This is a genomic window from Arthrobacter sp. TJ-178 (genome assembly GCF_058269275.1).
The window spans coordinates 963,381-982,675 of record NZ_JBZCNK010000001.1 but is presented as its reverse complement, the minus strand read 5'-3'; the positions used below and the strand labels follow the sequence as shown (position 1 = coordinate 982,675).

Annotated in this window: 20 protein-coding genes; 12 read left to right on the top strand and 8 right to left on the bottom strand. The window is 63.9% G+C overall.

What is annotated here, in order from left to right; all coding sequences use genetic code 11:
* Positions 1-91: 91 nt before the first annotated feature.
* Positions 92-1,345: a dual-specificity RNA methyltransferase RlmN gene (gene rlmN, locus AC4D2Q_RS04675; RefSeq protein WP_400930448.1), complete on the top strand. Its 1,254-nt coding sequence runs from the start codon at positions 92-94 to the stop codon at positions 1,343-1,345.
* Positions 1,346-1,358: 13 nt separating this feature from the next.
* On the opposite strand, the gene AC4D2Q_RS04670 is transcribed toward rlmN, so the two are convergent.
* Entirely contained in the window at positions 1,359-1,772 is a 414-nt protein-coding gene (locus tag AC4D2Q_RS04670; RefSeq protein WP_490945385.1) for a VOC family protein, read from the bottom strand.
* 92 nt (positions 1,773-1,864) lie between these two features.
* Positions 1,865-3,286, bottom strand: coding sequence for an adenylosuccinate lyase (purB, locus tag AC4D2Q_RS04665; RefSeq protein ID WP_490945382.1), 1,422 nt, complete (start codon positions 3,284-3,286; stop codon positions 1,865-1,867).
* A 91-nt stretch (positions 3,287-3,377) separates the two neighbouring features.
* Between purB and AC4D2Q_RS04660 the strand changes: the two genes are divergently transcribed.
* Positions 3,378-3,812 (top strand): hypothetical protein, encoded by a 435-nt coding sequence (locus AC4D2Q_RS04660; RefSeq protein WP_490945380.1) that lies wholly within the window; start codon positions 3,378-3,380, stop codon positions 3,810-3,812.
* A gap of 33 nt (positions 3,813-3,845) precedes the next feature.
* Complete coding sequence (locus AC4D2Q_RS04655) at positions 3,846-5,174, top strand: hypothetical protein (protein WP_490945378.1); 1,329 nt, start codon at positions 3,846-3,848, stop codon at positions 5,172-5,174.
* Here AC4D2Q_RS04655 and AC4D2Q_RS04650 read toward each other — a convergent pair.
* A complete protein-coding gene (locus AC4D2Q_RS04650) occupies positions 5,151-5,549 on the bottom strand; it encodes a phage holin family protein (RefSeq protein ID WP_490945373.1) in 399 nt (132 codons plus the stop codon). The genes AC4D2Q_RS04655 and AC4D2Q_RS04650 overlap by 24 nt on opposite strands.
* Positions 5,550-5,632: 83 nt before the next feature.
* Between AC4D2Q_RS04650 and AC4D2Q_RS04645 the strand changes: the two genes are divergently transcribed.
* The 5 genes from AC4D2Q_RS04645 (at position 5,633) to AC4D2Q_RS04625 (ending at position 10,859) form a co-directional block, all read left to right on the top strand.
* Positions 5,633-6,772, top strand: coding sequence for a histidinol-phosphate transaminase (locus tag AC4D2Q_RS04645; RefSeq protein ID WP_490945371.1), 1,140 nt, complete (start codon positions 5,633-5,635; stop codon positions 6,770-6,772).
* A gap of 142 nt (positions 6,773-6,914) precedes the next feature.
* The gene (gene pdhA / locus AC4D2Q_RS04640) at positions 6,915-8,135 is read left to right on the top strand and encodes a pyruvate dehydrogenase (acetyl-transferring) E1 component subunit alpha (RefSeq protein ID WP_490945369.1); all 1,221 of its coding nucleotides are present in this window, start codon (positions 6,915-6,917) and stop codon (positions 8,133-8,135) included.
* Complete coding sequence (locus AC4D2Q_RS04635) at positions 8,132-9,106, top strand: alpha-ketoacid dehydrogenase subunit beta (protein WP_490945366.1); 975 nt, start codon at positions 8,132-8,134, stop codon at positions 9,104-9,106. The genes pdhA and AC4D2Q_RS04635 overlap by 4 nt, the downstream gene beginning before the upstream one ends.
* 63 nt (positions 9,107-9,169) lie before the next feature.
* Entirely contained in the window at positions 9,170-10,579 is a 1,410-nt protein-coding gene (locus tag AC4D2Q_RS04630; protein ID WP_490945364.1) for a dihydrolipoamide acetyltransferase family protein, read from the top strand.
* A gap of 70 nt (positions 10,580-10,649) precedes the next feature.
* Positions 10,650-10,859: a hypothetical protein gene (locus AC4D2Q_RS04625; RefSeq protein WP_490945362.1), complete on the top strand. Its 210-nt coding sequence runs from the start codon at positions 10,650-10,652 to the stop codon at positions 10,857-10,859.
* 12 nt (positions 10,860-10,871) lie between these two features.
* Here AC4D2Q_RS04625 and AC4D2Q_RS04620 read toward each other — a convergent pair whose 3' ends face one another.
* Positions 10,872-12,164, bottom strand: coding sequence for an aminotransferase-like domain-containing protein (locus tag AC4D2Q_RS04620; protein ID WP_490945360.1), 1,293 nt, complete (start codon positions 12,162-12,164; stop codon positions 10,872-10,874).
* 47 nt (positions 12,165-12,211) lie between these two features.
* A complete protein-coding gene (locus tag AC4D2Q_RS04615) occupies positions 12,212-13,168 on the bottom strand; it encodes a helix-turn-helix transcriptional regulator (RefSeq protein WP_490945706.1) in 957 nt (318 codons plus the stop codon).
* Positions 13,169-13,666: 498 nt separating this feature from the next.
* Between AC4D2Q_RS04615 and AC4D2Q_RS04610 the strand changes: the two genes are divergently transcribed.
* Both AC4D2Q_RS04610 and AC4D2Q_RS04605 read left to right on the top strand, forming a co-directional pair.
* Positions 13,667-14,623 carry a lantibiotic dehydratase C-terminal domain-containing protein gene (locus tag AC4D2Q_RS04610; protein WP_490945358.1) on the top strand — a complete coding sequence of 319 codons (957 nt, stop codon included), beginning with the start codon at positions 13,667-13,669 and terminating at the stop codon, positions 14,621-14,623.
* Between the two features lie 42 nt (positions 14,624-14,665).
* Positions 14,666-14,857 (top strand): hypothetical protein, encoded by a 192-nt coding sequence (locus AC4D2Q_RS04605; RefSeq protein WP_400930474.1) that lies wholly within the window; start codon positions 14,666-14,668, stop codon positions 14,855-14,857.
* Positions 14,858-14,941: 84 nt separating this feature from the next.
* Here AC4D2Q_RS04605 and AC4D2Q_RS04600 read toward each other — a convergent pair whose 3' ends face one another.
* Positions 14,942-15,502, bottom strand: a complete 561-nt coding sequence (locus AC4D2Q_RS04600) for an NAD(P)H-dependent oxidoreductase (RefSeq protein WP_490945355.1) — start codon at positions 15,500-15,502, stop codon at positions 14,942-14,944.
* A 105-nt stretch (positions 15,503-15,607) separates the two neighbouring features.
* Here AC4D2Q_RS04600 and AC4D2Q_RS04595 point away from each other — a divergent pair, with 105 nt between their 5' ends.
* Together AC4D2Q_RS04595 and AC4D2Q_RS04590 are read left to right on the top strand one after the other, a co-directional pair.
* Positions 15,608-16,204 (top strand): TetR/AcrR family transcriptional regulator, encoded by a 597-nt coding sequence (locus AC4D2Q_RS04595; protein ID WP_490945353.1) that lies wholly within the window; start codon positions 15,608-15,610, stop codon positions 16,202-16,204.
* Positions 16,205-16,291: 87 nt separating this feature from the next.
* Entirely contained in the window at positions 16,292-18,496 is a 2,205-nt protein-coding gene (locus AC4D2Q_RS04590; protein ID WP_490945351.1) for a catalase, read from the top strand.
* 103 nt (positions 18,497-18,599) lie between these two features.
* Here the strand turns inward: AC4D2Q_RS04590 and AC4D2Q_RS04585 are convergent, their stop codons facing one another.
* Together AC4D2Q_RS04585 and AC4D2Q_RS04580 are read right to left on the bottom strand one after the other, a co-directional pair.
* Entirely contained in the window at positions 18,600-19,022 is a 423-nt protein-coding gene (locus AC4D2Q_RS04585; RefSeq protein ID WP_490945349.1) for a hypothetical protein, read from the bottom strand.
* Entirely contained in the window at positions 19,019-19,204 is a 186-nt protein-coding gene (locus tag AC4D2Q_RS04580; RefSeq protein WP_490945347.1) for a hypothetical protein, read from the bottom strand. Before AC4D2Q_RS04580 ends, AC4D2Q_RS04585 begins: the two co-directional genes overlap by 4 nt.
* Between the last annotated feature and the right edge of the window lie 91 nt (positions 19,205-19,295).

The following is a 19,295-nucleotide window of genomic DNA, read 5'->3' as shown; positions in this document are numbered from 1 at the left end:
TAGGAGCAGGCGGTTTCAGCGGTGTTTCAGCATCGTGCCAAGTGGGCTAACAGAAAAGCGGAGAATGCGGATGCGTGCAAAAATAGAAGGGATGACTTCCCTTGAAACTTCCCCCGCAACCCCGTCCAAGCCGGTTGGCACCTCCAAGGCCCAGCTGCAGGCACGGAAAACGCAGGTTCGGCCCGCCACTGAGGGCTGGGAACAGGCCAAGGAGCCCGACGGCCGTCCTCTGCTTCAGTTCAAGTCGCCGCGTGTTTCCCAGCCTCCGGCCCACTTGGCCGATATGACGCTGCCCGAGCGCCAGGCCAAGCTCAAGGAACTGGGCCTGCCGGCCTTCCGCGCCAAGCAGCTCTCGGTGCACTACTTCCAGCACTACACCACGGACCCCGAAGCCATGAGCGACCTCCCCAAGGAGCGCCGCGATGATTTGGTGAAGGAAATGTTCCCCACGCTGCTGACCGAAGTGAAGCGGCTCACCACGGACAACGGCGACACCATCAAGTTCCTCTGGCGCCTCTTTGACGGTTCGCTGGTTGAGTCCGTGCTGATGCGCTACCCCGGCCGGATCACCCTGTGTGTCTCAAGCCAGTGCGGCTGCGGCATGAACTGCCCGTTCTGCGCCACCGGCCAGGCCGGCCTGACCCGGAACATGTCCACCGCGGAAATCCTGGACCAGATTGTCCAGGCCAACCGGGTGATCAAGGAAGGCGGCCTGGGCGGCAAGCGCCGCGACGGCGGGCACGACGCCGAGCGCGTCACCAACATTGTCTTCATGGGCATGGGCGAGCCGCTGGCCAACTACAAGCGCGTGATGAATGCCGTGCACCGGATGGCCGCCGAGGTTCCCGAGGGCCTGGGCATGAGCGCCCGCAACATCACCGTTTCCACCGTGGGCCTGGTGCCGGCAATCAACAAGCTGGCCGAGGAGAACATCCCGGTCACGTTCGCGCTGAGCCTGCATGCTCCGGATGACGAGCTGCGTGACGAGCTGATCCCGGTCAACAGCCGCTGGAAGGTGGACGAGGCTCTGGACGCCGCGTACAACTACTACCGCGTCACCGGCCGCCGCGTCTCGATCGAGTACGCCCTGATCAAGGACATGAACGATCATCCGTGGCGCGCGGACCTGCTGGCCAAGAAGCTCAACGCCCGCGGCCGCGGCTGGGTGCACGTGAATCCGATTCCGCTGAACCCCACGCCGGGTTCCATCTGGACCTCGCCGGAACCGCACGTGACCCGCGAGTTCATCAACCGCCTGATCGACGCCGGCATACCCACCACCCTGCGCGACACCCGCGGCAAGGAGATCGACGGCGCCTGCGGCCAGCTGGCTGCTGCGGACTAGTCTTGGGTCTGCTTCAGGCGACGAAGATGCAGAACGGGTGCCCGGCCGGGTCGGCGTAGACATATAACGGCTCATCGGGATCATCCGTACGGTCGAAAAGAAGTTCAGCCCCCAGCGCGATTGCCCTGGAATGCTGGTCTTCGAGTGCCTGACGGTCGGGAACGGTGAGGTCGAGGTGCATCTGCATCGGCACATCAGGCCTGGGCCACGTGGTTCGCCGAAGATGGGTTGCCTGCTGAAAAGCGAGTTTTCGGTTGCCGTGCGCGTCGGTCAGTACCAGCCAGTCGACGTCGCCGGGTGCGCCTCCCGGCGCGGGTTCATCTCCGTGGCGATACTGCAGCCCGAGCAGCTGGCGGTAGAACTCCGCCAGCCCCCTCACATCCGGCGTGTCCAAAACGGTGTGGAGCAGCTGCGGGAAACCGGTCATGGGCCCACAATAACGGCGCCGGACCGTCAAATGACGACGGCGGGAGGCCGGGTTGGAAAACCCGGCCTCCCGCCGTCGTCGTACGTTTTGGACTATTTGGTGACGTGGTCCACCAGGGAATCGGCAATGCCGATGTACTTGCCCGGAGTGAGGTCCAGCAGGCGGGCCTCGGCCTCGGCGGGCAGCCCCAGGCCGGTAACGAATTCACGCATGCGATCCGCGTCAACCCGGTGTCCGCGGGTCAGTTCCTTCAGGCGCTCATAGGGGTTGTCCATACCGGGAGCACCGGCGATGGCCTCGGCCCGCATGACCATCTGGATGGCTTCGCCGAGCACCTCCCAGTTGGTGTCCAGATCGGCGGCCAGCACGTCGTCGGCGACGTCCAGGCGCTCGAGGCCCTTCACCACGTTGGAAATGGCCAACACGGAGTGGCCAAAGGCTACCCCGATGTTCCGCTGCGAGGAGGAATCGGTGAGGTCGCGCTGCCAGCGGGAGGTCACCAGAGTGGAGGCCAGGGTGTCCAGCAGGCCGTTGGAGATTTCCAGGTTCGCCTCGGCGTTCTCGAAGCGGATCGGGTTGACCTTATGCGGCATCGTGGAGGACCCGGTGGCGCCGGCCACGGGGATCTGCTTGAAATAGCCGATGGAAATGTAGCTCCACACATCGGTGCAGAAGTTGTGCAGGATCCGGTTGAAGCGGGCAATGTCCGCGTACAGCTCGGCCTGCCAGTCATGGGATTCGATCTGGGTGGTCAGCGGGTTCCAGGTCAGGCCGAGGCCTTCCACGAAGCTGCGGGCCACCTGCTCCCAGTCCGCACCGGGCACCGAGGCGTAGTGCGCGGCGTAGGTGCCGGTGGCACCGTTGATCTTGCCCAGGTATTCGGTCTTTTCAATGCGGTGCAGCTGGCGGGTCAGCCGGTGGGCCGTGACCGCCAGTTCCTTGCCCAGCGTGGTGGGGGTGGCAGGCTGCCCGTGCGTGCGCGAAAGCATGGGAATGGAACGCGTTTCCTCCGCCATGGCGGTGATCCGGTCCACCAGGTCGAGGGCTGCGGGGTGCCATACATTCTCGACGGCACCCTTGACTCCCAGTGCATAGGAGAGGTTATTGATGTCTTCCGAGGTGCAGCCGAAGTGCACCAGGGAAGTCAGGTTCTCGATGCCGATCGCCGGCAGGCGGCGGTCGATGTAGTACTCCACGGCCTTGACGTCATGGACGGTCACCTGCTCAATTTCGGCAAGCTCGGCAATTGAGTTGCCGTCGAAACCGGAGACAATTTCGCGCAGCTGGGCCTGCTGCTCGGTGCTCAGCGGCGAGGTGCCCGGCAGGACGGAATGTGAGGTGAGGTGGATCAGCCACTCCACTTCCACGTGCGTGCGGTCGCGGTTCAGGGCCGCTTCGGACAGGTAGTCCACCAGCGGAGCCGTGACGCCGCGGTACCGGCCATCCAACGGGCCCAGGGCAATGGCGGGGGTAACGGAGGCAAGGGGGACGCGGGGAGCAGCGGATTCAGCCATGCCGCAATTCTTTCATGCTCCGGCGGGAGGGCCCGCTCTGTGACTTGGCGGTTCCGGGCCCCGTTCCGCTGTGTCCGTTCCCGGCAGGCACATGCTTGTCCTCCACAGAGCCTGCGCGGAACGAAGATGCGGTTCTTTTTCCCCAGCGAAAGCGCGGGTGGCCCGTGGCGCGCTGCGGCATGAAAGAACTGAAGCGGCATTCAGCGGACGAGTGTTCCGGCGTCAGGGATGGAGAGAATCGATGGACATGTTTGGGGAGCCGGTGGCCAGTCCGCGTGATATTCAAGCGGCGGAACAGGCTGCCGCCTATGTGGCGGAGGCAGCGGAGAAACTGGCGGGCATGAAACAGGACCTGCCGGCGCTCAGCAGGATGGAGTGGCGTTCTCCGGCGGCCCGGGAATTTGATGAGGTCCTTAGCCGGCACATCAAGAGTCTTGCGGGAACGCTGGAGGATCTGAAGATTTGCGCTGCCGCCGTTTCGGGGCATCTGGAAAAAATCCGTGCCGCAGGAACTGAGACGCACTAGATGCCGTCCCAGTGGTCTGCCGAGGACAATTCAGTGCCGGGGATTCATGTCCGGGGCGGCGCACGCGGGTTGACCGTGGAGTACCGGGAACTGGATTCGGTGGCGGGAACCTTGGATCAGTCCGCCGCTCAGCTGTCATCGCTGCGGACAGGATGCAGGGATATGTACATGCTCCTCTGCACCACCAGTCCCGTGCATCCGTCTGCCCGGGAGGCCGCCGATGCGGTTGATCTTGTTCTGAGAGACCTTTCGCGGAACAAGCGGGATGTGGAGGAAGCGGCTGACGATCTCCGCCAGGCTGCCCGGAACTATCTGGAGGCTGAGGGAGGACTGGCAGAGGGGCTGGCCTGGCTGGCGGGCGCGCCGGCGGGTTTGGAAATGTGGCGGCGCGGCGGCAGCGGATTGCCCGACCGGGTGGAGAGCGAACTGATGGTTCCGCCGTTCAATGGCTTTCTCATAGAGAAAGTAATGGAGCAGCTCGCGGGCCGCGGGTTTGGAGAGCTTCGCCCCATCAACGTCACCAGGGGTCAGGGCGGGCAGGTGGATATTGAGCTGCGTGGTACGGCACGCGCCCTCCTGGAGCGCTCCAAGGTGCTGTTGGACGGACCGGATCGCGGCGTCGTGGAGATCCTGACCGTGCAAACAGGCACACGGCGCGTTCGGGTTGTCACTCTGCCCGGTACCCAGGACGCCGGGGACGTTCTTGTGGGACCCAACCCCTTTGATAATTACGGCAACGCTGAGGGCCGTGCCGAGGACAGTCGTTTCATTGCCGACGCCGTGGCGGAATCGCTCCGTCTGGCGGGAGCCTCGGCGGATGACGCGGTGATCCTGGTGGGTTACAGCCAGGGCGGGATTCACGCAGTGAATGTGGGGGCCCGGCTGGGAGAGTCCGGTGAGTTCTCCGTTGAAATGATTGTGACGGCCGGCGCTCCGGCGGGGGACAGGAGCACGCCGGACGGGGTGTCGGTCCTGCATTTCGAGAATTACCAGGATTGGGTTCCGGGGACGGACGGAACCATGAATCCTGACACACCGGACCGGATCACGGTGACGGGTCGGAAGCCTGCGCCGGCTGAAGGCAGCCCGGGCGGCCTCGGACCGGCGCACGACTTGGACTTGTACCTGGAACTGGCCGCTGAAGCTGATGCCAGCCAAGACCCTTCCCTGCGGGAGTCCCTGGGCTCGTTGGCGGAGATCATTCCGCCCGCGTCGATCGCCACGCGTGGCCTCTTCAAGTTCTCGAGGAAACCCAGCCACCCTCCCGGAGCTTCTGCGACATCAAGGCCGGCGCCGGCGCCTCGGCCTACACCCTCGCGGTCACCCCAGGCGCCTCCGTTACCGCCGGGTTCCGGTCAATGAACCGGCCACCAGAGAGACCAGGCTGATGATGATCGAGGCCAGGACGGCGGTCCAGAAGAAGGAGTCCACACTGAAGTCAACCGGCGTGTAACTGCTCAGCCAGGAGGTCAGCATCAGCATTCCCGCATTGATGATGATGGTGAAAAGGCCAAGGGTCAGGATGGTCAGCGGCAGGGTAAGGAGTTTGACGATCGGCCGGATCAGGGCGTTGACAATGCCGAACAACAAACCAATGAAGAGGAAGGCCAGGACAAGATCCACGGTCGGGTTGCCCGTGACGGCGCCTCCCGTTTCGATGACCGTGATGCCGGGAACCAGCCACGCGGCCACATAGAGGGCAAGGGCATTAATGATGATCTGAATCAGGAAGCGCATGGCTCCATGCTGGCACACCGGCAATTCCCGAGTTCGGGTGGCCCAGATCACGAAAGCCCCCGGAGGCTATTAGGGTTAAGCCTATGACCACCACCGAAAAGGACGACCACGCCGCTGACGTCCGGGTACCCGAGATCCTCCCCCGCAATGTGATGTCGAAGCTGCCCCGCTACGCCGCGGGTAAGCCGCCGGCCAGCATTGACGGACTGCAGAGTTACAAGCTGTCTTCCAATGAGAACCCGTTTCCGCCGCTTTCTGCCGTGCTCGAAGCAATCAGCAACCGGCAGGACATCAACCGGTACCCGGATCCGCTCTCCACAGCCCTCCGCACTGAACTCGCGTCCTTCCTGGACATTCCTGCAGAGGACATCGTTACCGGAGGCGGCAGCCTGGGCGCGCTGAACCAGCTGCTGTCCACCTTTGCCGGACAGGATGCGCTCGGCCTTCCCGACGAAGTAATTTACCCGTGGCGTTCCTTCGAGGCCTATCCCATCAGTGTTGGCCTGTCCGGCGCCGACAGTGTCCAGGTGCCGCTGCGCGCGGATGGAACCCATGACCTGGAGGCCATGGCCGCGGCCATAACCCCCCGGACCCGCGTGATCCTGCTGTGCACGCCCAACAACCCCACCGGTCCGGCCCTGACCGCCGTCCAGGTTGAAGATTTCCTGGCAAAGGTGCCCTCGGACGTGATCGTGGTAATCGATGAGGCGTACGAGGATTTTGTCCGGGACCCGGAGGCCGTCAACGGCATCGACATGTACCGCAAGTACTCCAACGTGGTGGTGCTGCGCACGTTTTCCAAGGGCGCGGGACTGGCCGGCCTGCGCGTGGGCTACTCCGTGTCACATCCGCACGTGACCCAGTACCTGCGCGTTGCCGCTGTCCCGTTTGCCGTCTCGCAGTTGGCCGAAACGGCCGCCGTGGTGTCCCTGCGCCACCACGGCGAACTTGTGGAAAGAATACAAGGACTCGTGGCTGAACGGACCCGGGTGGTTGAGGGCCTGAAGGCCCTCGGATGGCGGATTCCCGAGGCTCAGGGGAACTTTGTGTGGCTGGAACTGGGGGACAACACCCCCGAGTTTGCGGCTCTGGCGGAGCAGCAGGCCATCGCCGTGCGGGCCTTTGGCTCCGAAGGCGTTCGGGTCACCATCGGGGAGGACGAGGCAAACACCCGATTCCTCGCTCTATGTGCGACTTATACAAAGGGGCCCCTGGTTTCCTAGCGTGTCCTAAGTGCGGACCGGGAGCCGCTGCTCGTTAGGCTGAGTGAAGAACGTTCCACATATATGCCCTGCCGGTGTTCTATTCCCATCGGGGCATATATCTAGCGCGGTGCAGGTCATCTGGGCCCGGCGAGGAGTAAGTATGGACCTGAAGCATCTGGCTGCCCGGACGGAGGCCGCTGATTCCTTCGGCCTGCCCGGAGCTGACCTCGGCAGTGCCGCGGGCGGAGCGGCCGCCGGCCCTGCCGGGGATGGAGCACGTCCGGAGATGGTGCAGTTGCTCAGCCCCGAGGGAGAACTCCTGAAGGACGATGTGTACAGCCCTTACGCTGCAGACCTCGGCGCCGAGGAGCTCCGCGGACTGTACCGGGATATGTCCACCATCCGCCGCTTTGATCAGGAAGCCACGGCTTTGCAGCGCCAGGGCGAACTGGTGATGTGGGTCCCCATGACAGGCCAGGAAGGTGCACAGATCGGTTCCGGCCGCGCCCTGCAGGCCCAGGACTACGTCTTCCCCACGTACCGGGAACACGGCGTGGCGATGACCCGCGGGCTGGAGCTGTCCTCGCTTCTGCGCCGGTTCCGCGGCGTTTCCCACGGCGGCTGGGATCCCAAGGAGGCTAATTTCCACCTGTACACGCTGGTCCTGGCCGCCCAGGTTCCCCACGCCGTCGGTTATGCGATGGGCATGGCGCGTGACCGGAAGGTGGAGCCGCAGCTCCCGGAAGCAGCCACGGTTGCCTATTTCGGCGACGGCGCCAGTTCCGAGGGTGATGTCCACGAGGCAATGGTCTTTGCAGCTTCCTATGACGCGCCCGTGGTTTTCTTCTGCCAGAACAACCACTGGGCCATCTCGGTGCCCACCGAGGTGCAGTCCCGGATCCCGCTGGCCAACCGTGCCAAGGGCTACGGCTTCCCCGGCGTCCGGGTGGACGGCAATGATGTTGTTGCCGTCCGGGCAGTAACCAAATGGGCGCTCGAACACGCCCGCTCGGGCAAGGGGCCGGTGCTGATCGAGGCCTTCACCTACCGCATGAGTGCCCACACCACTGCTGATGACCCCACAAAGTATCGGCTGAGCGCCGACGAAGAGGCCTGGGTTTCCCGTGACCCGCTGACCCGCCTGGAGAAGCACCTGCGAAGCGCGGGGCTTGCCGATGACTCCTTCTTTGAGTCGGTCGCCAAGGACGGCCAGGTCATGGCCGACAAGCTTCGGGAGGACGTGCTGGCCATGTCATCGCCCGGATTCGCTGATGCGTTCACTGACGTTTACGCCGAGGCACATCCGCTGATCCAGGAAGAACTGGACTTCCACCGCCGCTATGAAGCCGGCTTCGCCGATTCCCAGGAGCCCACCGCATGAGCACCATGACCATGGCCAAGGCCATCAACGCCGGCCTGCGGGCTGGGCTGGCCGAAAACCCCAAGTCCCTGCTGATGGGCGAAGATATCGGAGACCTCGGCGGCGTCTACCGCGTGACCGAGGGGCTCAAGGCAGAGTTCGGGGCGGACCGGGTGATGGATACCCCGCTGGCGGAGTCCGGCATTATTGGTACGGCCATCGGCCTGGCGCTGCGCGGCTACCGGCCGGTGTGCGAGATCCAGTTTGACGGTTTTGTGTTCCCCGGGTTTAACCAGATCACCACCCAGCTGGCCAAGATGCACTCCCGCAGCGAAGGTGCCCTGACCGCCCCGGTGGTCATCCGGATTCCCTACGGCGGCGGAATTGGTTCCATTGAGCACCATTCGGAATCGCCGGAAGCGTTGTTCGCGCACACCGCCGGGCTGCGGATCCTCACGCCGTCCAATCCCCAGGACGCATATTGGATGATCCAGCAGGCGATGACCGGCATGGATCCCGTCATCGTCTTTGAGCCCAAGCGCCGCTACTGGCTCAAGGGTGATGTTGACACCCGGAAGCCGTCCGGGGATCCGTACGCGGCACATGTGCTCCGTGAGGGCGCTGATGCCACCATCGTCACCTACGGGCCGCTGGTGCCGGTCGCACTGGCCGCTGCCAAAGCGGCGGAGGAGGACGGGCGCAGCATTGAAGTGGTGGACCTGCGTTCCATCTCGCCCATCGATTTTGACACTGTCACCGATTCGGTCCGGAAGACCGGCCGCCTGATCGTGACCCATGAAGCACCCACGTTCGGCGGCATCGGCGGTGAAATCGCGGCCCGGGTCACTGAGCGCGCCTTCCTGTCTTTGGAGGCGCCGGTGATCCGCGTCGGCGGGTTCCACATGCCGTATCCGGTGGCAAAGGTCGAAGAGCACTACCTGCCGGACATCGACAAACTGATGGACGCCCTGGACCGGTCCTTCGCCTACTGAACGGCACCGAAGGTCCCGTCCCGCGTCCGCAGCACACCATGCGTCCACAAAGATTGAGAAGCCATGACTGAGAGAACTTTCCACCTTCCCGACGTGGGAGAAGGCCTGACAGAGGCTGACATTGTCCAGTGGAAGGTCAAAGCCGGAGACACGGTGGAGATCAATGATGTCATCGTCGAAATTGAGACGGCGAAATCGCTGGTGGAACTGCCGTCGCCCTACGCAGGCACCGTCTCCGCGCTCCTCGTGGAGGAGGGCCAGACCGTGGACGTCGGGTCGCCGATCATTACGGTTGCGGCTGGTTCCCCGGCGCAGGAAACCGGCCAGCAGCCCGGAGCTCCCATGACGCCCGCGCCCGTTCCGGCGGCAGCGGGCGACGACGAACAGCCCAGCGCTTCCCTTACCGGTACCGGGCCCAAGGCCGACGCCGTGAAGCGGCGTCCCCGGACCAACCGCCCGCCCGCCGGACCGGACGCGGCTCCGACGGAACCAGCAGCAACACCCGCGCCTGCCGCTCCGCAAGCTGTGACACGCCCTGCCGTGACACCGCAGGCTGCGGGGGTGGTCGTGCAGGACGCGCTCACCCGGCTCGTCCAGCGCGTCCTGGCCAAGCCGCCGGTGCGCAAGGCTGCCAAGGACCTCGGCATCAATCTGGCGGACGTTCCGGCCACCGGAGCGAGCGGCGAGGTGACCAAGCAGGATCTGCTCACCTACTCCGCGCAGCGTACCTCCGCGCAGGACGCCGGTGACACCAACCGATCAGCGCCCCAAACGCACACCGATCAGCGGATCGAGCGGATCCCGGTCAAGGGCGTACGCCGGGCCACTGCCAAGGCAATGGTCGAGAGCGCATTTACCGCCCCCCACGCCAGTATCTTCGTGGATGTGGACGCCTCCCGGACCATGGAATTCGTCAAGCGGCTGAAGGCATCCCGGGATTTCGAGGGCATTAAGGTCTCACCGCTGCTGATCGTGGCCAAGGCCGTAATCTGGGCCGCCGCACGCAATCCGTCAGTGAACGCGTCCTGGGCCGGCGACGAGATCCTGGTCAAGCACTTCATGAACCTCGGCATTGCCGCTGCTACGCCCCGCGGCCTGATGGTTCCGAACATTAAGGACGCCCAGGATCTCTCCCTGAAGGAGCTGGCGGTTGCCCTGAACTCCCTGGCAACCACCGCACGGGAAGGGAAAACCCCGCCGGAGAACATGCGGGGCGGAACCCTTACGATCACGAACATCGGAGCGCTGGGAATTGATGCCGGAACGCCGATTATCAACCCCGGAGAGGTTGCGATCGTGGCCTTTGGAACCATCAAGCAGAAGCCCTGGGTCGTGGACGGCGAAGTAGTCCCGCGCTGGGTGACCACCCTGGGCGGATCCTTTGACCACCGGGTGGTGGACGGGGACCTTTCCGCGAGGTTCATCGCAGACGTCGCTTCAATCCTTGAGGAACCGGCGCTGCTGCTCGATTAGCCTGCTGCCGGACCGTTTCCGGACTGCCGGTGCTGCTTAGGCCCCGGCGGTCCGGATACGATCGGGAATTATGACTAATCCTCGCGGGCCCCAGGGCCGGGGCGGCCCTCCGTCCATTGACCTTAAGCGCACACTCATCCTGCTCGTGGCGGCATTTGTTGTGTCCAGCCTGCTGATCGTACTTTTCCCGGGGCTGGGGACTTTCTGGCGGCTGCTGATTATCCTGGGCCTGTTCCTCGTGGTTTTTCCGTTCCTTGAACGGCGCAGAAGAAACCGGTAACCCGCGGAACCGCTACCCCGCAGCCTGCTCCACTGCACGGCGCAGGACGGGAGCAAGGCGTCGCACGCCTTCGGCAATGTCCGCTTCAGACACTGCGCTGAAGGCCAGGCGGAGCTTGTTGGAGGGTTCGTCCGACGGTGAAAAGGCGGCTCCCGGAATGAAGACGACGCCCGCCTCGATGGCCTCATGGAGCAGGGGATAGGTGTCGACGCCGCCGGGCAGGCTCAGCCAGACGAAGAAGCCGCCGTCGGGCACCGTCCACGTGACGCCGTCGGGCAGCTCCGTGGCCAGAGCTGCGAGCATGGCAGTGCAGCGCGAGGCGTACAGCACCCGCGAATCTTTGATGTGCTGCATCCAGTCGTAGTCCCGCAGGTAGGCGGAAACCAGCATCTGGGTCAGCGGGGACGGACAGAGCACCACAGCCTCGCAGGCCAGGTAAAAGCGGCGGTGCAGGTGCCGGGGGACCAGTGCCCATCCGACGCGGACCCCGGGGGCGAAGATCTTGGAGAAGGATCCCAGGTACAGCACATCGTGCGGATTCCCGGCCCGCAGCGGAGTGAGCGGCTGCCCGTCAAAGCGCAGCATCCCGTACGGGTTGTCTTCCAGGATGAGGATGTTCGCCGCGGCACAGATTTCCACAATGCGCGGGCGCCGGTGTGCGGCCAGGGTCACTCCGCTGGGATTGTTGAAGCTCGGGATCGTGTAGAGCATTTTGATGGTTTTTCCCTGCTCCCGCAGGGAGGTGATTCGTTCCTCCAGGGCCTCGGGAATGAGTCCTTCGCTGTCCACCGGCAGGGCCTGCATGTCCACTTCATAGGCCTCGAACGCGTTAAGAGCCCCCACGTAGGTGGGATCTTCGCACAGCACCACATCGCCGGGGTTGCAGAAAACCTTGGCCGCTACGTCCTGTGCGGACTGGGAGCCGGTGGTGATGACGATGTCCGCGGGATCGGCGTCGTGGATGCCCTCCGCCGCCATGACCTCGCAGGCCTGGAGCCGAAGCTCTTCCATGCCCTGACCTGCGCCGTACTGCAGGGATTCCAGCCCATGATCCGCAACGATGCGTCGGACCGATTCACCCAGGTCCTCCAGGGGAAGGGACCGGAGATAGGGGCTTCCGCCGGCGAGGGAAACCAGTCCGGGGCGGATGGAAATGTCGAAGACGTCTCGGACGGCCGACTGCTTGATGTGGAAGGCCCGGTCGGAGAACAGGGCATCATGGCGGTGGGCAGAGGCAACTGCCCGGTCCAATGCCGTCTGGGTCTCGGCGGTCAGGACTGTGACGGCCGTCTCCTCGAAAGTCATCCCCACATCCTAGTCCCTCAGGTTCACCTGGGGACAACATTCGTTGCCTAAATCCACCCTGCGCGGTGAGCTTTCACGCCCGCCTGGAAACGGCTTCCGGCTCCGAGATCCTCCAGCATCTTCGCGATATGACGGCGGCACGTCCGTACGCTGATGCCCATCCGGCGGGCAATCACCTCATCCGGGTGTCCCGAGGCGAGAGCACGAAGAATTGATCGCTGGGTGCTGGTGAGCTGGCCCGGAACCGGATCCTTAGTCAGGAACGGTTCGCCCAGTTCCCAGGCGAATTCAAACATGTAGACAAACATCTGCACGATGTCAGGATCGCGGACAACCAGACCAGCGCGGTCCCGGCTGTCCTTCGCGCGCGGAACAACGGCAACCTTGTGGTCGAAAATGACTGCCCGCAAAGGGATGTGCGGCAGGGTGCGGAACTCCCCGCCGGCCGCCGTGACAATTTCGATGGCCTTCCGGGTGGGCATGTGGTCGCGGAGGCTCGAGTGATAGAGGGTGCGGCGTTCAATTCCCTGTTGGAGCAGGTCTACATCCTTCTGGATGCTCTCCTCCTGAGTATCAGCTGTGGCGCCCTGCCCGGGGCGGGCCATGAGCACGCTCTCGGACGCCGAGCGGGCATACTCGATCAGGATGCGCAGCACCTGATCCGGATTTTCCAGAACTTCCACCGAGGCGTCGGTGGACACTTGGCGGCTTGCTTCGGCAAAAATCGGCACCAGGCCCGCGAGTTCGCGGCGCTTGGCTGCGATGCGCGAACGAAGGTCCAAGAGGGCCCGTTCGTCAGGGTCCACCAATTCGGCCAGCGCGACGTCGGGGGAGACTGCGGTGTAACTGTGCTGGTTTTCGTTGGCCTGCACCAAGAGGCACCGGTCGACCAGCTCCCGGATGGCACCCTGAATGGAGCGCGTGGTAAGGCCCAGCGCCTCAGAGGCCTCCTCGATCGTCCAGCCCGGGGAGCTGACCGCGTACCGGTAGACGGACTGGGACACATCATCCAAGATATCCGCTCCTATTCATCAATTGGGGACCAGCCTACCCACGGGGCGGGTCTATTTCCGGGCGGCGGACCGCCGGCAGCCAAGAGGTTTCCCAGCGGGCGGAAATAACGGACATGGCCGCTTAATGCCACTATGCCGGACGGACGCTCCGGAGGCCACCAATTGCCGATACTCGGCATCGCCCTGCGGTTTTCCCGGCGGCGTTTCTGATTGACCCGTGAAGTGCAAGAGTCGATTGGGTCATGACAGCAACCGGGCATTTCAAAGGGTAGACGGGGTATCGCTGCGCGGGGGAAGCTTTCGGAGTCAATCAACCGCACAGGCTGGGACTCAGCCGCAGGTACAGGAGGGGAATGAAAATGACCAAAGTTTGGGACTGGCTCTAGCAAACTCCCCTCGGGGGGAAATCAACCAACAGTTGTATCCGTAGGAAAAAGTTAGTCCCGCCAGCGGCGGTAGCCAAGCACAACCCCGGAAGGGATGCACGCCATGACTCAGCTGACTGCAGTTCGAAACGCCTCGCGAACTCGCTCAACCGCGCAGTGGTGGACGCTCTCCTTCTACACCGGGGGCTTCGATGTAGCGGACGGCATCATTGGAGAACTGGTTACCCCGCTGGCGGCCCAAGCTCAGGCCCAAGGCGTCCAGCGGTGGTATTACACCAGGTGCATGGAGCCGGCCAACGCACACGTTCGGCTCCGGATCCTCGGAGAGCCCGGAACTATTGAGCGGCTGCAGTGCCTTTTGGCGGCGCTGCGCGAACAGGCATCAGGTGTGATCGGCCACTTGGAGATGACCCAGCAGTTCAGTGAACCTGCGGCGGACCGGATGGGTCCCGGGGGTGCCGAGGTGCAGAATCCGCGGCTCGAGGCCGATCTGGCCAAGTACGGCGGCTTCGAAGGCCTCACACTGGCTGAAGAAATTTTTGAACTTTCATCGGAGCTGGGTGCGTGGGCTACGGCTCGCTTCCCCAAGGTCCAGAACAGATGGGCCTTTGGATCCCTGCTTCTTTTTGATTCGGCGCGCAGCATGATGAAGGGACCGCGCTCGGCCAGCTGGCCGGACCGCCGGCGCGTTTCCTGGGACTATTACTGGGACAGCCATCTGCGCAGCTGCACCGCGGGTTTCGGGCCGCGTGCCGCCAGCGTCCGGCAGGCAATGACCGTTCAGGTAGCCGCCAGGGTTGCCCCCACCCATCGGTTGATGGCCGCCACAGCTGCAGAAAACGCCGTCGAGAACTGGCGCCGCCGCTGGTTCAGGACTATCGACAGCTACCTCTACCGCGCAGATAAAGCCCGTCTCAGCCGCAGTGCCCAGCACCTGACGGTGTATCAGGCACACATGCTGCTCAACAGGATTGGACTCTCCCTCCGGGAAGAAGCCGCGCTCGGTCTCTATGCACGGAGCTGGAGTACGGAACGTGAAGCTACTTTGCTGGCCAGGTAGCAAAGCCCACCGCAAAACGTACGCCCATCTGGAAGGAAATCCGTGGAAAATCGCAACGAGCTGGTCGTAGCTGCCAGCTCCCAGGACCTGTCCGAGGTCCTGGGATGCTCTGAAGACGTTGTTGAAGACCTGCGGGACATGGGAATCGTCTCATCGAGTGGTGAACTGTGGGATGTGGGACCGGCCCGCGACTATCTCAGGGACGCAGCTTGGGCCGGAGGCTTCTGGGAGTAGCTCTTCTGGAAACAGCTGGGGTCACACGCAAAAGGACGGGTCCGGCGTTGCCGGACCCGTCCTTTTGCGTATGAGTTGAAGCTGTTAGGCCGCGGTTGCGGCTGAAGCATCGGCAAGAGCTGTGAGCACAGCGCGGAGCTGCTCCACAACTTCTGCATCGTCCTTCGGATGGATCTCGGCAAAGCGCGTTACCGAGCCGCCGATCGAGAGGCGGACATCCTCCACCAGGAGGGCGCCGGCAATGCCCAGGGACTTGCGTGCGTCGTCGTGGGCCCACACGCCGCCAAACTGGCCAAAGGCGGACCCGATAACGGCTGAGGGCGTACCGGAAACAGCTCCGGTGCCGAACGGGCGCGACAGCCAGTCAATGGCGTTCTTCAGGACGGCGGGCATGGTCCCGTTGTATTCCGGGCAGACCAGCAGCAGGGCGTCCGAAGACGCTGCGGCAGCGCGGAGGGCGGCTGCGGCTTCAGGAACGGATCCCTCAACGTCAATGTCTTCGTTGTAGAACGGGATGGTGCCGAGGCCCTCGTGGATGATGACGTCAACATCCTCCGGGGCGTTCAGGACGGCCGTTTCTGCGAGCTGGCGGTTAACTGAACCGGCCCGAAGGCTGCCGACCAGGGTAAGTACTTTAGTGCTCAAGTGAACTCCTATCGGGGACCGTGCCGCTGACGGCACAGATGGTGCATCTCAAACTATAAACGGACCCCGGTCCGTTTATATTCCGCGCGGGTTAGACTGGCGCGCATGCAGGACATTGGACCAGAAGCCGGAGAGATCGGATGCGAGCGTCTCGACGCCGCCCGAAACCGGAGGCTGCTGCTTGCCACGGCACTGGACATCATTTCCGAGCGCGGGGCCGAAGCGCTGACGATGGATGACCTTGCCCGGCGTGCGGGTGTGGGAAAAGGAACAGTGTTTCGACGCTTCGGCAGCAGGGCAGGCCTGATGCAGGCTGTCCTTGACCACGCCCAGCGGGGGTTCCAGGAAAGCTACATGAGCGGGCCGCCGCCGCTGGGCCCAGGGGCTGCACCGCTGGATCGCCTGCGGGCCTTCGGAGTTGCGCGGATCCGGGCCCTGGACCTTACCGGTGAACTGCGGAAGGCTGCGGACGTGGACCGGTTTTCCTCTCACGGGCACCCCGTCCGCCGGCTTGAGCTTGCCCACCTCACGATGCTCCTTGCGGCGCTCCCGAATGTTCGGGATCCCGAACTGACGGCCTATCAGCTGGAAGCGTTTCTGGAGGCAGGCCTGCTGCTGCATCTTCACCGGACAGCAGGGATGCCGCTGGAGCGGATTACTAACGGCTGGCTAAAACTCGTGGAGACTCTGACGCAAAAGTAATTGTCAGCATGCTTAGCAAGTAAGTAGGGTGTAGTGAGGGCCGCCGCACTCGGGCGGCTGTCAGGTTCGAACCATCATGGAGGCTACATGTCTGACAAGAGCACACCCATCCCGGGCGTTCCGGCACCGGAAGCGCCGAAGCTGGCTGAACCGACGGAGCCGCGCGAACCGTTGCCGCCCAAACCGGACCAGGACGGCCCGGAAACCGTTTCTCCCACTGGCGTTCCCTCCGGAGCGCCCAAGTCCTCCAACGCCCAGAGCGGCAGGTTCCTCACCACGGCGCAGGGCGCCCGCCTGCAGGATACGGACCATTCCCTCAAGGCAGGTCCCCGCGGACCGGTGCTTCTCCAGGACCATCACCTTCGTGAAAAGATTACGCATTTTGACCACGAGCGTATTCCGGAGCGCGTGGTTCACGCCCGCGGCGCGGCAGCCCACGGTGTTTTCGTGGCCAACGGTGCAGCAGAGGGTGTTACCCGGGCAGGCTTCCTCTCGAAGGGAACCGAGACACCGGTCTTTGTACGTTTTTCCACAGTGCTCGGCTCCCGCGGTTCCGCGGACACCGTCCGTGACACCCGCGGTTTCAGCACCAAGTTCTACACGGACGAAGGCGTCTATGACCTGGTGGGCAACAACATCCCCGTGTTCTTCATCCAGGACGCCATCAAGTTCCCCGATGTAATCCATGCGGGCAAGCCGCATCCGGACCGGGAAATTCCGCAGGCGCAGAGCGCACACGACACCTTCTGGGACTTTGTCTCGCTGCACACCGAAGCCCAGCACCACGCCATGTGGAACATGTCGGACCGGGGAATCCCCCGCTCCTACCGCACCATGGAAGGCTTCGGTGTCCACACCTTCCGCTTGGTCAATGCCCAGGGTGAAACGACTCTGGTGAAGTTCCACTGGAAGCCCCGGCAGGGTGTGCACTCCCTGGTCTGGGAGGAAGCGCAGATCATCAACGGCATGGATCCGGACTTCCACCGCCGTGACCTCGCCGACTCCATCGAAGCCGGAGCCTTCCCGCAGTGGGACCTCGGCATCCAGGTGTTTCCGGACACCGAAGATGAAATGTTTGAGGGCATTGACCTGCTGGATCCGACCAAGCTTGTTCCCGAAGAGCTTGCCCCGGTCCAGATCATCGGAACCATGACGCTCAACAAGAACACCACCAACTACTTTGCCGAAACCGAGCAGGTGGCGTTCCACCCCGGACACCTGGTGCCCGGAATCGACGTCACCAATGATCCGCTGCTGCAGGGCCGCCTCTTCTCCTACATTGACACGCAGCTGACCAGGCTCGGCGGACCCAACTTCAGCCAGATCCCGATCAACCGCCCGCATGCACCGGTCAATGACATGCTCCGCGACGGGTTCCACCAGGATGCAGACCACGCCGGAGTTGCGCCGTATCAGCCCAACTCCCTCGACGGCGGCTGCCCCTTCATGGCCGGTGCGGACATGGGCGCCTTCATTGACGTCCCCGTTGAGGTTCCCGCTGCCCGCAAGGTGCGCGAGAATCCGGCCACGTTCGATGACCATTACAGCCAGACGCGGATGTTCTTCCGCTCCCTGACTCCGGTGGAGCAGGACCACGTGGTGCAGGCCTACACGTTTGAACTGGGCAAGTGCTACGAGGAGAACATCCGCCTGCGCCAGCTGCAGGCGCTGGCGAACATCGATGAGCGGCTGGCCGCCGAAGTGGCAACCGGCCTCGGACTTGAGGCCCCGGCGCCCGAGATCGAGGTGGCGGACACCGCCCCGAGCCCGGCGCTGAGCCAGCTTGGCGGATCATGGCCTGTTGCGGGCCGGATTGTTGGCATTATTGCCGACGACTTCACCGATCCCGCGGCGCTGTCCGAGGTTCTGACCGCGGTTAACGCAGAGGGCATGGTTCCGCTGGTGGTAGCTCCGCACGGCGGAACGCTGGCCGGAGGCGCTACGGTCCAGCGGACCTACCTCACCGCCCGCTCCACGGAGTTCGACGCCGTAGTGGTGGCGGTTTCAGGTGCTCCGGCTCCCGACGCCGTGGACAGCCTGGACGCCAAGGCAGGCAACCCCGAGGGGCATCCTTCCCTGGACCCGCGGATCACGCTGCTCCTGGCTGAAGCATTCCGCCACGCGAAGGCCATCGGTGCCTTCGGTGACGGTGCCTCCGTTCTCATGGCCGCCGGTGTCCCTGTCGAGGCACCCGGTGTTGTCACGGGCACTGCCGCCGACGTCGTTACGGGCGTCAGCGGACTGTTGGCCAACCACCGCGTCTGGGAACGGTTTCCCACTGCGGTTGCATAACTGAAATGAGCCCCCCTGCCCGGGGGCTGCTTCACCAGAAGGGAGCTCCGGCAACGCGCCGGAGCTCCCTTCTGCTGTCTGTTTGCCTAATTGAGCTGTTTGCTTATTGCGGCGCCGGATCCGACGCCGGCGGCTTCAGCGCGCGGATCAGGGCATGCAGCTCCTGGCGCAGCCCCTCAACGTCGTCGCTGCTGCGGGTGAGCAGCCGCGCTTCAGCGGCAGCGGCCGTGGCATGAATCTCCTTACCGGCTTCGGTGACGCTCCACCGGCCGTCTGCACCGGCGTCGGCATACCCGCAGCGCTGCAGGGACGACAGGCAATCCCGCACGCAATGTTCCCCCAAACCTGAGGCCTCCGCGAGAGCCGGCTGGTCCGAGGGGGAGCCGACCAACAGGCCCAGGACGGCAGCCCGCTCCTGGGTGAGGCGAAGCTCCGTCAGCGACTCTTCAGTTGCCCGTTCGGTGATGAAGGCCGCTGCGGAGAGCAGCCGCGCTACGTAGCCCGCTGTGTGAGATTCAGGACTCAACTGCGCCATCCCGGCGGGGTCCAGCTGGCGGGAACCGGGTGACCGGCAAAGGTTTCGCACGCGGAACAGGTGTAATTGGCCACACCGGGGAGGTTGCCGGTGGCCGGGGTGAAGGACTCGAAAATGAGGAAGTCGTCCACGCCGCACTGGTGGCAGACGGGAAATTGCACTGCGGGATCCATGAGTATCCTCTGCTGGGGGTTGCAGAATGTCATGGCCGCGTCTTGACCGTAGGTAAATTATCGTAATATCGAACGGCACGGCAGACAATTC